General features: G+C 65.6%; 13 protein-coding genes. 3 read left to right on the forward strand and 10 right to left on the reverse strand.

The window, feature by feature from the left end; all coding sequences use genetic code 11:
* Window positions 1–109 precede the first annotated feature (109 nt).
* Genes ACLQ62_RS08935 through ACLQ62_RS08950 form a run of 4 tightly spaced genes read right to left on the reverse strand, consistent with a single transcriptional unit; the run spans window position 110 to window position 5,447 of the window.
* Window positions 110–2,110, reverse strand: a complete 2,001-nt coding sequence (locus tag ACLQ62_RS08935; protein WP_411721292.1) for a glycogen debranching N-terminal domain-containing protein — start codon at window positions 2,108–2,110, stop codon at window positions 110–112.
* A gap of 47 nt (window positions 2,111–2,157) precedes the next feature.
* Window positions 2,158–3,066, reverse strand: coding sequence for a carbohydrate ABC transporter permease (locus ACLQ62_RS08940; RefSeq protein ID WP_411721293.1), 909 nt, complete (start codon window positions 3,064–3,066; stop codon window positions 2,158–2,160).
* Window positions 3,063–4,184 carry a carbohydrate ABC transporter permease gene (locus ACLQ62_RS08945; protein ID WP_411721294.1) on the reverse strand — a complete coding sequence of 374 codons (1,122 nt, stop codon included), beginning with the start codon at window positions 4,182–4,184 and terminating at the stop codon, window positions 3,063–3,065. The genes ACLQ62_RS08940 and ACLQ62_RS08945 overlap by 4 nt, the downstream gene beginning before the upstream one ends.
* A gap of 6 nt (window positions 4,185–4,190) precedes the next feature.
* The gene (locus ACLQ62_RS08950; protein ID WP_411721295.1) at window positions 4,191–5,447 is read right to left on the reverse strand and encodes an extracellular solute-binding protein; all 1,257 of its coding nucleotides are present in this window, start codon (window positions 5,445–5,447) and stop codon (window positions 4,191–4,193) included.
* Between the two features lie 178 nt (window positions 5,448–5,625).
* Here ACLQ62_RS08950 and ACLQ62_RS08955 point away from each other — a divergent pair, with 178 nt between their 5' ends.
* Entirely contained in the window at window positions 5,626–6,687 is a 1,062-nt protein-coding gene (locus ACLQ62_RS08955; protein ID WP_411721296.1) for a LacI family DNA-binding transcriptional regulator, read from the forward strand.
* Between the two features lie 60 nt (window positions 6,688–6,747).
* On the opposite strand, the gene ACLQ62_RS08960 is transcribed toward ACLQ62_RS08955, so the two are convergent.
* The 3 genes from ACLQ62_RS08960 to ACLQ62_RS08970 all read right to left on the reverse strand — a co-directional run bounded on the left by ACLQ62_RS08960 (window position 6,748) and on the right by ACLQ62_RS08970 (window position 7,672).
* A complete protein-coding gene (locus tag ACLQ62_RS08960; RefSeq protein WP_003792170.1) occupies window positions 6,748–6,846 on the reverse strand; it encodes a 30S ribosomal protein bS22 in 99 nt (32 codons plus the stop codon).
* Window positions 6,847–6,953: 107 nt separating this feature from the next.
* On the reverse strand, window positions 6,954–7,148 hold the full coding sequence (locus tag ACLQ62_RS08965) for a helix-turn-helix domain-containing protein (RefSeq protein ID WP_411721297.1): 195 nt from the start codon (window positions 7,146–7,148) through the stop codon (window positions 6,954–6,956).
* Window positions 7,149–7,234: 86 nt separating this feature from the next.
* A complete protein-coding gene (locus tag ACLQ62_RS08970; protein WP_411721298.1) occupies window positions 7,235–7,672 on the reverse strand; it encodes an ArsR/SmtB family transcription factor in 438 nt (145 codons plus the stop codon).
* Window positions 7,673–7,706: 34 nt separating this feature from the next.
* Between ACLQ62_RS08970 and ACLQ62_RS08975 the strand changes: the two genes are divergently transcribed.
* The gene (locus ACLQ62_RS08975; RefSeq protein ID WP_411721299.1) at window positions 7,707–9,188 is read left to right on the forward strand and encodes a TrkH family potassium uptake protein; all 1,482 of its coding nucleotides are present in this window, start codon (window positions 7,707–7,709) and stop codon (window positions 9,186–9,188) included.
* Complete coding sequence (locus tag ACLQ62_RS08980) at window positions 9,181–9,852, forward strand: potassium channel family protein (protein ID WP_411721300.1); 672 nt, start codon at window positions 9,181–9,183, stop codon at window positions 9,850–9,852. The genes ACLQ62_RS08975 and ACLQ62_RS08980 overlap by 8 nt, the downstream gene beginning before the upstream one ends.
* 112 nt (window positions 9,853–9,964) lie before the next feature.
* Here ACLQ62_RS08980 and proC read toward each other — a convergent pair whose 3' ends face one another.
* From proC to ACLQ62_RS08995, 3 genes are all read right to left on the reverse strand, one after another.
* The gene (gene proC, locus ACLQ62_RS08985; RefSeq protein ID WP_411721306.1) at window positions 9,965–10,759 is read right to left on the reverse strand and encodes a pyrroline-5-carboxylate reductase; all 795 of its coding nucleotides are present in this window, start codon (window positions 10,757–10,759) and stop codon (window positions 9,965–9,967) included.
* Window positions 10,760–10,983: 224 nt separating this feature from the next.
* Complete coding sequence (locus ACLQ62_RS08990; protein ID WP_411721301.1) at window positions 10,984–13,425, reverse strand: glycoside hydrolase family 2 protein; 2,442 nt, start codon at window positions 13,423–13,425, stop codon at window positions 10,984–10,986.
* A gap of 195 nt (window positions 13,426–13,620) precedes the next feature.
* Window positions 13,621–14,577 (reverse strand): hypothetical protein, encoded by a 957-nt coding sequence (locus tag ACLQ62_RS08995; protein ID WP_411721302.1) that lies wholly within the window; start codon window positions 14,575–14,577, stop codon window positions 13,621–13,623.
* Between the last annotated feature and the right edge of the window lie 230 nt (window positions 14,578–14,807).

The raw sequence follows: 14,807 nt of genomic DNA on the forward strand, positions 1-14,807 counted from the left end.
AGCGTGCGTGGCTTCGGAGATTCCGGCGTGCGACACCAGAAAGCAAGGGGTCACGCCAATCGTGCGTAGAATCTCCGCAGTTGCGAACGTCGCCCCGATCGGTCGAGAGCTACCGGCCCGCGATAACCGCTCCGGATTCGTCGATCGAGACCGGCTCGCCGCTAAAGCTCAGGCCCCGAACGGACAACGGGCTGCCCAGCGCACCCGGGGATGCCGACAAGGCGCCGTCCCCGTGCTCCAGTCCAAGACTCGCGCCGAGCACGGCGATCGAGGCCGCCGCCGCCCAGGCTTGTGGCCGGCACGCCGCCGGATACGGCACCGGCCGTGAGAAGGCACCAGCCGGATCTCCCGCATAGAGTTCCGGCATCCGATATCCGAACGCGGATGCCGCTGCCAGCAGCCCACGGATCAGTTCGCCGGCCTCCGCGTGGCGGCCTTCTCGCACCAGCCCGCTGATCGCGATCGCGGTGTCATGGGTCCACACGCTGCCGCCGTGATAGCTGAGCGGCCAGTAGCCGGCCGAGTCCGTCGACATGGTCCGCAAACCGAAGCCTGAGTTGAGCTCGGAGGACACGAGCCGCGCCGCCACCCGGGCGGCCTGGTCGGCGTCGAGAAGACCCGTCCCGAGCAGATGCCCGATGTTGCTGGTCAGCGTGTCGACCGGGCGCTTGTGCGCGTCGAGCGCGATAGCGGGATAGGAACCGACCGCGTCGGAGACCCAGAACGCATCGTGGAATGTCGCTTTCAGGTCCGCAGCCCACGCCCTCCGCGCCGCGGGCTCGCCGACACCGAAATGTTCGAGCAGGTCAGCGCCGTGCATCGCCGCCTCGTAGGCGTATGCCTGGACTTCGCAGAGGGCAATGGGCCCTTCGGCGAGCGTTCCGTCACGCCATTGCACCGAGTCACCGGAGTCTTTCCAACCCTGGTTCGCGAGCCCGTGCCCGGTTTCGTCGACGTACTCAAGCAGCCCGTCGCCGTCTGCGTCCCCGTAGTCCCTCATCCAGTCGAGCGCCCGCTCGAGATTCGGCAGCAGTGAACGGACCTCGTCCTCAGGCATCCCCCAGCGCCACGCATCATGGAGCAGGCACACCCACAGGGATGTCGCGTCGATGGTGCCGTAGTACAGCGGCGGCAAGGTGACGCCGGCGCCGAGAGACAGGGCCTCCCGCCGCAGCTCGTGCATGATCTTGCCCGGCTGCTCCGCCGTTTCGGGCACCCGCTCAGCACCCTGCAGCCCGGCAAGGACCCGGAGGGTGTCACCGGCAACGGCGGTGCCGAGTGGCAGCAGAAAACGCGCGGCCCAGATCGAGTCACGGCCGAAAAGCGTGAAGAACCAGGGCGCTCCCGCGGCGAGGAACTGCCCCGCCGACTCCCCCGTCGTGAGACGGAGAGCGTCAAGGTCGTCGAGCGACTGCGCCACCCACCGGGTAAGCCGATCGTCGCCGGATGTGATCTCCGGGACGCTCCACGGGACCGTAGCCGGGGCACCGGCGACGACCGATGACGTATCGGCGGCCTCCAGGGACCAGCCGACGGACACACCGCCTTTGGCCGGAATGGTGACGTCCCAGCGCATCTCGAGAGTGTCTCCTCGAACGGTCAGCGTCGCATCCGGGGCGCTCAGCGACACAGACACCGAACCGGACTCCCACGTCGCCGACTGCCCATCGGGCTGAATCGGAACCGGCGACGACGCTCCACCCATCTTCACCGTTTCCATCGCGGCGAGGTCGGCCGCGAGCGACACAGTGACGGTTGTCGTCACATCCGTCTTCAGGGTCGACTCGAGGACGAACTCCTCGCCTGCACCGCCGACCCGGAGCACCCTCTCCTGGCAGACGCGTACCCGCGGGTCTGCCTCCGCATCGTCGAGGTGTCGAAGCAGAGAGACGAAACGGGCCCGGTCGGATCCCCGAGGAACGACCGCGATGTGCTCGCCTGGCTGCCCGCCGTAGGCGACGCTGAGGGCTGAAACCACGCGCACGTCGCCGAGATAGATCCCATGGATGGGCCATGCCCCGATGCTGCCGTCCGCGGACGACCACGCCTGCATCGGGGCACGGAGCAGGACGAATTCGCTGTGTAGGAGCGGTTGCAGGGGAACGGGCATGCGGAAGCCTCCAGGGAGAACGAGGGACAGGAACAGGTGATCTCCGGTTAGCCCTTCACAGCCCCCTCACTCGCGTTCATGATCTTCTTCTGGAAAATGAAGAACAAAACGGCGACCGGGATCGTCATGATCGCCGCAGCCGCGAGCTTGATCGGATACTGGGTTCCCTGACTCAGCTGGCCGGAGGCGAGAGACGCCACACCCTTGGTCAGCGTCACCAGATCGGGCGACTGGCTGGCGACGATGAAGTGGCTGAGCTCGTTCCACGATCCCTGGAAGGACAGGATGATGATCGTGACGAGGGCGGGGCGGGCCATCGGCAGCACCACTGACCAGAACACCCGGAAGGTGCCGGCACCGTCGATGCGCGCCTGCTCCTCCACGCTGATCGGGATCGACTCGAAAAAATTCTTCATGATGAAGATGCCTGCGGCGTCGGTGAGCAGCGGCACGATCATCCCGACGTAGCTGTCGTAGATACCGAGCTGGTTGATGACGAGAAACTTCGGGATGAGCAGCACGACGCTCGGCACGCTCATCACGGCGATCAGACCGGCGAACATCAGGGCGCGCCCGCGGAACTGGAGCCGGGCGAGGGCGTAGCCGGCGAGCGAGTTGAAGAACACCCGGCCGAGGGTGACCACCACCGTGACGAACGCAGAGTTCGCGAACCACAACGGGAAGTCCGAGTTGAGGAACAGCCGCTGGTAGGCGGCCGTCGTCCAGGTCGCCGGAATCAGCGACAGCGGGTTCACGGCAGCTTCAGCGTCCGTCTTGAACGACGTCGCCACCTGGATGAGGAACGGGAAGATGTAGACGATCGCGAGCGCGACGAGCAGGGCATAGAGGAACGATCGACCGGCGATGACCTTCGTGGAGGGACGGTCGCGCCGTCTCTTCGGTGCGGATGCCACGGGTCGGGTTGCCGTGGGTGCCGCGGATGCCGTGGCGGTCATCGTTTCCTCCCAGAGGTTTCGGGAACGGCAACCGGGGCCGGCCTGCCATCGGATGACGCCGGGGGCAGCGCGTAGAGGCGTGCGCGCCGTTTCGACACCTCCCGTTCGGCGAGGACCCAGCGCTGAATCAGGGTGAAGAACACAATGATCGCGAAGAGGATGAACGCGATCGCCGCGCCCTGTCCCCACTGCTGGTTGTTGAAGGCGGTCTGGTACGAGAGGAACGCGGGGGTGAGCGTCGTCTTGCCCGGGGCGCCGCGTGTTCCGGTGTAGATCTGGTCGAAGACCTGCCAGCATCCGATCAGGCCGAGGGTCAGCACGGTGAAGAGTGTCGGCCGCAGTTGAGGGAGGGTCACCTGCCAGAACCGCTGCCATCCCGTTGCGCCGTCCACCATCGCCGCTTCGGTAACATCTCCACCGAGGTTTTGCAGGGCTGCGATGAACAGCAGCATGAACGTGCCGCTCGTGGTGAAGACTGCCATCAGCACGAACGCGAACATCGCCACGCTCGGCCCTCCGAGCCAGTCCCACCAGGTCACGCCGAGGGCGGTGTTCTGCGTGAGGGCGTCAGGGCCGCTGGTAGCGCCGAAGTGGAAGATCCCCCGTGGCTCGTTGAACCAGTTCGGTCCATTGATTCCGACGAACGACATCAACCTGTTGACAGCGCCGGTGTTGTTGAAGAGGAACAGCCAGAGCACGGTGATGGCGACGGAACTGGTGACCGACGGAAAGTAGAACGCCGTTCGGAAGAAGCCGCGCCCTTTGAGCACCTGCCGGTTCACGAGCACAGCCAGGAACAGAGAGAGCGCCGTCTGCAACGGGACCACGAGCACGACGTACCACGCATTGTTTTTCAGCGCGATTCCGAAGTCGCGCTCCGCGAGCCCCCCACCGGCGAGGAGTGCCGAGTAGTTGTCGAAGCCGACGAAGTTGACGGTCGACGAGAACGGGCTTCCCCGGCCGGTCCAGTCGGAGAAGCTCACCCACAGAGCCATCAGCACCGGAACGACGAGGAAGAGACCGAGCAGGAGAAGCATGGGGGCTGTGAACAGCCACCCGGACGCGGCCTCCCCGCGCCGGATTCCGGCGCGGGGCGACCGACTGGCGGTCTTTGCCATGGTTCGCTACTTCAGCAGCGCTTCGATGTTGGACTGGGCCGTATCGAGGATCGCCTTCGGGTCACCGGTTTTCAGCCCTTCGATCTTTGAGTTGATGTCGGTGATGATGTCAGGCGCTCCCTGGAGCGTCGGCACACCCTTGGCATATTCGGCGCCGTTCAGGAACGGAACCAGCGTCGGGTTGGCTGCCCTCCACTCTTCTGCCGCGGACTGGATGGACGGCATCGGCCCGAACGCCGTCGAGAACGCGAGCTGGCTCTCGGCGCTGGTGAGGTGCTCGACGAGCTCGAGTGCCGCTTGCTGGTTCGGGCTGTCAGCGGCGATGCCCCAGCAGTTGGTGAACTGCATGGTCCCCTTGCCTGCCGGCCCTTCGGGCAGCTCAGCGATCGTGTACTTCACATCCGGGAAATCGTTCGTCATGGCGCCGGTGATCCAGTTGCCTTCGATCGTCATGGCGCCGAGGCCCTTGCCGAACGCCTCGCCGCCCCATCCGGCACCGGCATCCTTCGCGAACTTCAGGGTGCCATCGTTGAGCATTTTCTGAACGAAGGTGAGTGCTTCGACGTTCTCTTCCGTGTTCGCCGTGGCTTCAGTGTTGTCGTCGTTCGTGAGGCTGCCGCCGGCCTGGGCCATGAAAGCACCCACCCGCTGGTATTCCCCTCCGATGACGAGCCCGGTGCGCTCCGGCGTGGTGAGGGTCTTGCTGACCGCTTCGAGTTCTTCCCAGGTGGTCGGGATGTCGTCATCCGTGAGTCCTGCCTGGGCCCAGATGTCTGTGTTGATTTCCAGAGCGAGGGTGGAGAAGTCTTTCGGGGCGCAGTAGAAGTCCCCCTCGTACGTGAACGAGTTCACGAGGGTCGGGTAGAAGTCGTCTTTGTTCTCGAGCATGTCCCCGTAGGCCAGGAGCGACCCGTTCGACGCGTACCCGGGGAGGCCCTCGGAGGAGAGGTAGAAGAGGTCGGCGGGCTTGCCGGAGGAAAAGCCCTGCGACAGCTGCTGGGGCAGGTCGCTCGCGACGCTCACCTTGGCGTCGGTGCCGGATGAATCGGACCAGGCCGCCACGGCATCGTTGACCGCGTCGGTCTCTGCCTGCCCGCTCGAGCCGATGAGTACCGTCAGCGCGTCGTCCGACGAGGTGAGTTCGCCGCCGTCTGCCCCGGGCTCGGGCGATTCGTTGAATCCTGAGCCACAACCGGTGAGCACGAGGGTGCCTGCGGCGGCCAGGGCGCCAGCCGTGAGCCAGCGGGAGGTGCGTCTTTGCATGGGAGTCTCCTTGGTGTGGATTTGATCGATCAAACGGTGCAACGCTGCTGTGCATTTGATCGATCAAACTGATGGGGAAAAGATATGCTTCCCTCCCAACCCTGTCAATCCTCTTGCCGCTGCGCAGCCGTCGTGCTGCGGTACCCTGACTGAAGTTGATCGATCAAACGGAGGCGACATGTCACGACTGCCGACCGTGTCAGACGTGGGGCGTGAGGCTGGGGTATCGCGGCAGACGGTCTCGAATGTGCTGAACTCCCCCGACCTCGTCAAACCGGCCACCCGGGAGAAGGTGGAGGCGGCGATCGCCTCGCTCAACTACCGGCCCCACGCATCCGCCCGCCGGCTCCGCACCCGCAAAAGCTCGACCCTCGGCATCCGCCTCGACCCGATCACGAACGGCATATCCGGTTCGGTGCTCGACCGGTTCCTGCACGCGCTGACCGAGCAGGCGGATGCCCGCGGGCTGCGGGTCATGCTCTTCACTGCCACCGATCCCGACGACGAGATCCGCCAGATCTCGCGGCTACGGGACGGCGCCGACGTCGACGGCTTCGTACTGACGTCGACGTTCTACGAGGACCCACGGACTGAGTGGTTGATCCAGCACGACGTACCGTTCGTGACATTCGGACGCCCGTGGGGGATCGACGACCTCAACGATCCCCGTCACCTGTGGGTCGATGTCGATGGCTGGAACGGCGTGCATGATGCCACCGTCCATTTCCTCGACGCGGGTATCAGCCACGTCGCCTACCTGGGCTGGCCGCCCCACTCGGGCATCGGCGACGACCGCCGCCGCGGCTGGCGTGACGCCATGCTGCACGGCAGTGGCCTCACACCGGATGCTGTCGACCGGCTCGATCTGCAGGCTCACGACGATGTCACCGACGGAAGCGCCGCGGTCCGGGCCCTGCTGGACGGCGGACACCGTGTCGACGCCATCGTGTGCGCAAGCGACACCCTTGCCCTCGGCGCCATGCTTGCGACCCGCGCGCGGGTTCCAGTGATCGGCTACGACAACACACCGGTGGCCGAGGCCATCGGGCTCTCGAGCGTCGAACAGCCGCTCATCGAGGTAGCCGCCGGGGCGCTCGACCTGCTGCTCGGACCGGAGGGGCGGGAGATCGTCGGCTGGGATGAGAACTCCAGCGACCCGCGCCACCGCCTGTATCGGCCTCAGCTCGTGGTGCGGACTCCAACGGCGATCACGCTGGCCCGCGGTGACACTTCCCCGTGAGCGGGTACGCCAAAAAGCGCCAGTCCGAAATGGCCTGACGCTTAACTGGTGCGTTGCGACTTACTTCTTGTTGCGACGCTGGTGACGAGTCTTACGAAGCAGCTTGCGGTGCTTCTTCTTCGCCATGCGCTTGCGGCGTTTCTTGATTACAGAACCCATTAATTACCTCACAAAGGTTGGCCGTGGCCGCGAATGCCACGGCCGGCAGAAAAAAATGCCTCGGAGCAGTCTAGCTGATCCTCGAGGTGCAAGCTCCCACGCCGAAGTCAGCCAGTGTCAGCTACGTGAGTGGAGACCACCTGTGCGACAGCCGACTCTGGAACTCGAAATGACCGCCCGAATCGGATGGCCGGTAACTCGCCCGCGTGAACCATGCGATAGACAGTCATCTTCGAGACCCGCATCATGTCGGCAACCTCGGCAACGGTCAGAAAACGAACGTCTTCTAATCCGTGAGCCATGGGATCTCCTGAAGGGCGTGTGGCTGGTGTTGCCGTGATCGTGCGCCCACTTTAGCTCCCGCGAGCTCCCGGTGTCGAGGGTCGGTCTACTTGCCGAGCTTCTTGCTCACGGCCTGCACGGCCGAGGAGACGCGGTGGGTGGTGTCCGCGACGGCGTGCCCGATGGCATCCGCCATTTGCTTCGCCTGATCGGTCAGTGCATGCTCACCAAGCCCGACGGCCTCGGCGATGTCGAAGTCGACGCTCAGAAAAGGGATGAGCCAATCCTCGACGGTTTCCAGCGGGCTGTACTCGAGCCGGTAGTAGCGGTGCTGCCCCTCCTCGCGCACGGCGACGAGACCGGCCTCACGCAGAACCTTGAGGTGCTTCGACACCGTCGGCTGGCTGAGGCCAAGTGCGGTGACGATTTCGGAGACGCTCGTTCCGCCGTGCGAGATCGTCGAATCGCTCTCGTACCGGTCGAGGAGGATCTGCAGGATGTCACGCCGTGTGGCGTCTGCAATCACGTCAAAAATGTCAGCCATGGCACAAGGCTAGTGACTCTCAGCACGGAGTACCATGACAACGGTCCCAAACCAAGCCAAGAACGGGGGAACCGTGGCAGGCAGTATCACCGACGCTCGGTCCCATATTTTGGTCCGCTCCGGATTCGCCCGGGTACGGGAGCTGGTCGACAACTTCACCGGCGAATCTCCGTCGCGCTTCGCCATCCTGATCTTCTCTGCGCTGATCCTCGTGTTCACGCTGTTGTTCTCGCTGCCGATCGCGTCGGCCTCCCGAACGTGGACTCCCCTCGCCGACTCCTTCTTCACTGCGGTGTCCGTCATTTGCGTCACCGGGCTCTCCACCGTCGACATGGCGACGCATTGGTCGGTCGTCGGCCACGTCCTCGTGTACGTCGGTGTCCAGATCGGCGCGGTCGGTGTGCTGACGCTCGCCTCCATCCTCGGCATGGTGATCTCCCGCCGGCTTGGCCTGCGGGCGAAGCTGATGGCAGCGAGCGACTCCAACCCGATGCGAGGGCACCGCGGCCCCGTCGCCGAAGGCCAGGCCGTCCGGCTCGGCGAGATCGGCAGCATGCTCGCGACTGTGGCGCTGAGCCTTGTCGTCATCGAGATCGCCATCGCCATCCTGCTGTTCCCCCGGATGCTCATCGACGGCATCCCGATCGGCGACGCCATCTGGCACAGTTTCTACTACTCCGCCATGGCGTTCACCAACACCGGGTTCACGCCGAACGCCGAAGGTCTCGGCACCTTCGCCAACGACTACTGGTTCCTGTCGATCCTCATGGTCGGCGTGTTCCTGGGCGCCCTCGGCTTCCCCGTCATCTACGCCCTCAAGCGTCACCTCTTCCACACCCGGTTCTGGTCGCTGCACGTCAAGCTCACTGTCGTCACCACGCTCGTCCTGCTGTTCCTCGGCGCCGGCGTCTTTGCCTTGCTCGAATTTGACAATCCGAAAACCTTCGGCGCGCTGAACGCCAGCGACACGGTGTTCCAGTCGATGTTCCTGTCGATGATGACCAGGTCGGGCGGGTTCGCGTCCATCGATATCGCCGACCTGAACGGCTCGAGCCTGCTCGTCGCCGACATGCTCATGTTCATCGGAGGGGGCTCGGCGTCCACCGGAGGTGGCATCAAGGTGACGACACTCGCCGTCATCTTCCTCGCCGCCATGGCCGAGGCGAAGGGCAGCCCGGACATGGAGGCCTTCGGTCGCCGCGTTCCGCCCGACGTACTGCGGGTCGCCCTCAGCGTGGTGCTGTGGGGCGCCACCATCGTCGCCCTGTCGTGCATCATCCTGCTGCAGATGACCAAGGCTCCTCTCGACCATGTCCTCTTCGACGTCATTTCGGCGTTCGGTACTGTCGGGCTGTCCACCGGTCTCGCGGCGGAGCTCGACGACCCCGCGAAGTATGTGTTGGCGATGACGATGTTCCTCGGCCGAGTTGGTACAGTGACACTCGCTGCGGCGGTCGCCGCGACAACGAGCTCCAAGCTGTACCGGAGACCCGAAGAAAGGCCCATTGTTGGTTGATCGGATCAAGCACGATGCCCCCGTCCTCATCATCGGGCTCGGTCGATTCGGAGCAGCGTGCGCCGGCGAGCTCGATCGGCTGGATCGTGAGGTTCTCGCCATCGATGAAGGCGCCGAACTCGTGCAGAAGTGGTCCGAGCGGATCACGCACACTGTGCAGGCAGACGCCCGCAACATCGAGGCGCTCAAGCAGGTAGGTGCCCAGGACTTCTCCATCGCCGTCGTCGCCGTCGGCTCGTCGATCGAGGCGAGCGTGCTCATCACTGCCAACCTCGTCGACCTCAAGATCCCTCAGATCTGGGCCAAGGCCGTTTCGCAGTCGCACGGCAAGATCCTGGCCCGGGTCGGGGCCAACCACGTCATCTACCCTGAAGCCGAGGCCGGTGAACGTGTCGCCCACCTCGTGAGCGGCCGGATGCTCGACTTCATCCAGTTCGATGACGACTTCGCCCTCGTGAAGATGTACCCGCCCAAGCCGATCCGGGGTCTTCCCCTCGGCCAGAGCGGCGTTCGTTCGAAGTACCGCATCACCGTCGTCGGCGTGAAATCTCCGGGCAAGCCGTTCACGTACGCCACCGCGGAGACCATCGTCACCGACCACGACCTCATCATCGTGTCCGGCACGACCGGCGACATCGAGAAATTCGCGTCGCTGACGAGCTAACGGCAGCCGCGAATTCACCTGCTCCGGACCGGATCATCCGGTGCGCCGCGTGGTTACGTCCGGATCGCGTGAACTCGTGGCGATGTGACCGGGCGGGCCTGGCCCGAAACGATCAGGCGCCCGCCGCGAGTTGCTTCGCCCGCTCGAGCGCAGCATCCGTCGCCTCATCGAAGATCGACGTGAGGCCGGCTTGCTGCAGCACCGCCACGGCGCGCTCGGTGGTGCCGTTCGGGCTGGTGACCTGGATGCGCAGCTGCTCGGGGGTCTGATCGGACTGAGCGAGCAACTCGGATGCCCCCAGGAACGTCCCGTTCACGAGCACGGCAGCCTGCTCGGCGGTGAAGCCCTTGGAGACGGCGGTCTTCGTCAGTTCCTCGATCAGCAGAAAGACATAGGCGGGGCCTGAGCCGGAGATCGTGCTGAGGGCGTCGAGCTGGCTTTCGGGAACATCGACGACGGTGCCGACGGTTTCGAAGACGGCACGGGCGACCGCGAGGTCCTCGTCGCTCGAGCGCGTGCCTGCTGACAGTCCGGTAACCCCACGGCCAACCAGGGCCGGCGTATTGGGCATCGAGCGCAACACGGCGATGGTTTCGGGCAGAAGCGACTCGAAGGTTGCCACGGTCACTCCGGCGGCGACGCTGACGACGATCGTGCCCGGCTCGAGCGCGTCGGCGATCTCTCGCAGCAGGTCGGGCACCATTGCGGGCTTCACGGCGACCAGAACAACACGAGCGCCGGCCACCGCGGCGCGGTTTGCGTCCGGCTGGTCCTCGAGGGCGAGCGAGGTGACGCCGGGCAGCTTCGCCAGTTCGGCGGCCTTGCTGCGGGTGCGGTTCGTGACGCGGATGCCTCCGGTCACGGTCACTCCCGGCTGCAGCAGCCCGGACAGGATCGCCGACCCCATCGAGCCGGTGCCGAGAATCGCAATGCTGGGGATCGTTCCGTCGTCGCTCACCCTGCCAGTGTATGGGTCGGCCCCATGGCGTCGCCCGACGGGGTGATCATTCGATCTTCGCAAATGGCTCGCAACACTGATGTGATGTCTCATGAGCCGCCGGGGTGCTTGTGCGCCCATTGAACGACTGCCCGCCGCTCGCCGCGCGCTGTCTGTCTTCGCGACCTCAGCCGTCAGCCGGTGACGAGGTCATTGGCCGCACACAACACCGGAAACCCGATCCGAACATCGGATCCGATGTCCCCGGTGACCGTGAACACGGCGCTCGCCCCCGCGACGAGGGTGACCAGCCCCCGATCGACGGATGCCGCGGCATCCAGTCTGTCCGCCTGGATGACGATGTCCTTGACGAGCGACGTCGCCGTCACCGTCATCCGGAGCCCGGTCGGCATCCGCTCGGTCGAGACTTCCACCGCCTCGGACGTGGGCAGCAGCGACAGGTCGGGATCCTCCGCGAAATACCAGAAGGCGGGTGTGGCATCGGCACCGGTCGCCGACACGAATTCGCCGGAGGCATCCGTCGCCGTGCTCACGCGCGTGTCGAGATCGACGTGGGCGATCCCGCGCGGCTCGACGTCGAGTTGGATGAGCTGACTGGCGAGCTCCGTCCCGTCGAACGCCTGGCGCGTGACGCGCACGGTGTCGCGCCACCGGTCAGCTGAGTCGTTGTGGGCGACGAGGGTCGGTCGGCCGTCGCGCGGCTGGAAAGTGATCAGACGGTCGGCGAAGGCGTGTTTGAGCGCGTGCCACAGTGGTTTGCGGTGGCCGGCGTAGTCGACTGCGGCCCAGGAGATCACCGGCCAGTTGTCGTTGAGCTGCCAGACGATCGAGCCGCTGTTCAGGGGCGTGAGCGACCGGAAATGCTCGATCCCGAACCGGAGAGCCCGCGCCTGGTTGAGCTGGGTCGCCCAGTGCCATTCCTCGATCGAGCGCGGGGCAGGCAGGTGCTCGCCGAGTCCGCGTTCGAGCTTGAGGTTGCCGTCGGCGGCTTTCTGGTGGACGAGCATCTGCTCGCCGTACGGGTCGAGGGGCTTGTCGTGAACGGATGCCGTGAGCGTCGACCATGCGGGCGGCCCCTGGAACCCGAACTCACTCGCGAATCTCGGCCGGTAGTCGCCGTACGCCGTGTAGTCCCTGTCGTTCCACACATCCCAGATGTGGGTCGTGCCGTGGCGGGAGTCGTTCGGGTGCGCGTACCGCGTGTACGAGAATGGGCTCCCTGGCGAGTACGGGGTGCTCGGATCGAGTTCGGCCACCAGCGCCGGGAGCAGGTCGAAGTAGTACCCCTCGCCCCACGTCTTGCTGCCGAGCTGCTGACGCCATCCCCATTCGACGTAGGCCCAGATGTTCTCGTTGCAGCCGTTCCAGAGCGCGAGACTGGGGTGGCTGCTCAGTCGGGTGATGTGCTCACGGGCCTCCGCTTCGACTTCGCTCCGCAACGGGTCCTCCTCGGCATAGGCGGCGCAGGCGAACAGGAAATCCTGCCAGACGAGCACGCCGAGTTCGTCGCACGCATCGTAGAAGTCATCGGACTCGTAGAGGCCGCCTCCCCAGACCCGAAGCAGGTTCATGTTCGCGTCGACGGCATCCGCAATCCTGGACCGGTAGCGGTCGCGGGTGATCCGCGTGACGAACGCATCGTCGGGAATCCAGTTGGCACCGCGGATGCCGATCAGGGTGCCGTTGACCGTGAGGTGGAACCTGGAGCCGTGCTCATCCGCCGCCGTGTCGAGTACGACGGTGCGGAATCCGACCCGGCTCCTCCAGGTGGCATCGCCCGCGGTCACCTCGACGTCAGAGAGCGGCTGGTCGCCGTAGCCGCGGGGCCACCACAGGGCGACCGTTCCGGCGTCGACGCGGAGGACGGCATCCGTTTCGCCTGGCGCAACCTGGACCGTCTCGGTGTGCCCGTTCACGGTGACGGAGACGTCGGCCGCTGCGGCGCCGGCCGCCCATTCGAGCCCGACGTGCGCGGTGAGGATGCCCGCGGTTCCGTCGACGTCGGCGAGGGGGCGCACCGAGGCGATGCGCACGCCCGACCATGACTCGATGCCGATCGACTTCCAGATGCCGGAACTCGAGACGTCGATGCCCCAGTCCCAGCCGAAGTTGGAGGCGACTTTGCGGATCGCGTTGAACGGATGGTGCATCACCGTCGGTCGTTCGCCGAGGAGTGCCTCCTGCTCACGGGCGAATTCGATCGGCGATCGGAAATCGACGACCAGCTCGTTCTCACCGTCCCGAAGCAGCGCGGCGACGTCGAAACGGTAACTTCGGTGCTGATTCTGAGTACGGGCGACCTCCACCCCGTTGAGGGTGATGGCCGCCGCGGTGTCGAGGCCGTCGGCGACGAGGTCGTGGCGGTCGGCGTCGTTCGGTGTCCAGGAGAACGTGGTGCTGTAACGCCAGTCGCAGTGGCCGATCCAGGCCTGCACCTTCTCGTTGACGCCGTCGAACGGGTCGGCGATGAGGCCGGCGGCGAGCAGGTCGAGTTGCACTTCGCCGGGCACGACGGCGGGAATGTCCCTGCCGGTGACGCCGGCGTCGATCGGACCGGAGACGGCGCGGAGAACCCAGCTCGTGCCGTCGGCGGAGTTCAGGGAGGTAAGTGTCACGTGCGGATCTCTTCTCTGAGTTCGGTGCCGCCGCTGCCGGCAGCAGGGTGTAGTCAACCATGCCGCTTGCGGCCGCGGCCACCGTCTGGTCCCGGCCGCTTTCATTGTGCGCACATCGACGTCACAGTCCTGTTTCGGGTCGATGTGCGCACAGTCAACGCTCGGCAGGCCGACACCGCGGAACCGCTCGAGGAATCAGCCGCGCCAACCCCTGCTGTGCAGCGCGGCGCGCACACGGCGCACGAGTTCGGCCGGGGTTTCCAGCAGTGTCGCAGTGACCTGAATGACGATCCAGCCTTCAACGCGCAGCCGCTCGATGCGCTCGATGTCCCGGGCATACCGATTCGCATGCTGTCGCCCCTGGTACTCGATCGCTACTCGGTACGTGGGGTAGCTGAGGTCGATGCAGCCCAGGTGCTCCCCGTAGGCGTCGAAGTAGTCGCGGTTCAGCACCGGTTCGGGCAGGCCCGCGGTGACGAGATGACATCGAGTCAACGATTCGGCTCGCGACCACGAGTCCTGCCGGATGAGGGGAAGCGCCTGACGCAGTCGCGCCGCACCGGCGCGGCGTCCCGCGTCCAGCGCAGCCCCCAGTTGGTTCGGTGTCGCGAGTGGTTTCCTTCCGGCATTGACACGGAAGTACCCCTCCGCGCGCCACTCACGCACGAAGAAGTCGCCAAGCGCGACGAGGTCGAACACCTCGAGGTGGCCGAGCATTGCCCAGGTCGACGCGGGCGAGGCGACATGCACTCCGTCATACAGGACGACGGATGCCTGCCCCCGACGCAACCGGTGACCCCGGACGCCCTTGGATCGAGGCGCCGCCGCCGGATCCGGGACACTGACATGGATGCCACGATCCGGCGACAACGGCAGCGGTGCACCCCAGAGCAGGGCCGCGGTTTCATGGCTGAAGAACTCGACGTCCCGCATCCGGTGTGAGTAGGCGTGTGCCAGTGCGACGACCTCCTCACGGTGTCTGTCGAACGGGTCGTCGTATGTCGACGGTTGCTCGCGGGCCCGCCTCACGCCGTGGAACGGGCGCTCGAGGTCAGCACCCCGCAGGCGCCCCTCGCCCACTCCGCGCGAGTGCGCCTCGGCGACGGCGAAGGTCAGTCCGAGCTCGGCAGGGAGGTCTGCGTTGCGGCGCATCCGCACACACTGCCACCGAAGCATCCGATACAGGCGCTATCCACAGACCGAGTTACCATCCACTGGGCCGCCGGCCGGTTCGTCGTGCGCAAATCGACGTGAACCCTCTTTGCCACGCTGGTTGTGAGTCACTTCACGATTGGTTAGGGGTTGGGCAATGTCGATTAGTCCGGGATTTACGTCCGCTGAGATCCGAGCGTATGTATTCGAGTATCAGCAGCAACCGTATG

Origin of the sequence: Mycetocola sp., assembly GCF_046716805.1 — a bacterium.
Lineage (GTDB): Bacteria > Actinomycetota > Actinomycetes > Actinomycetales > Microbacteriaceae > Mycetocola_A.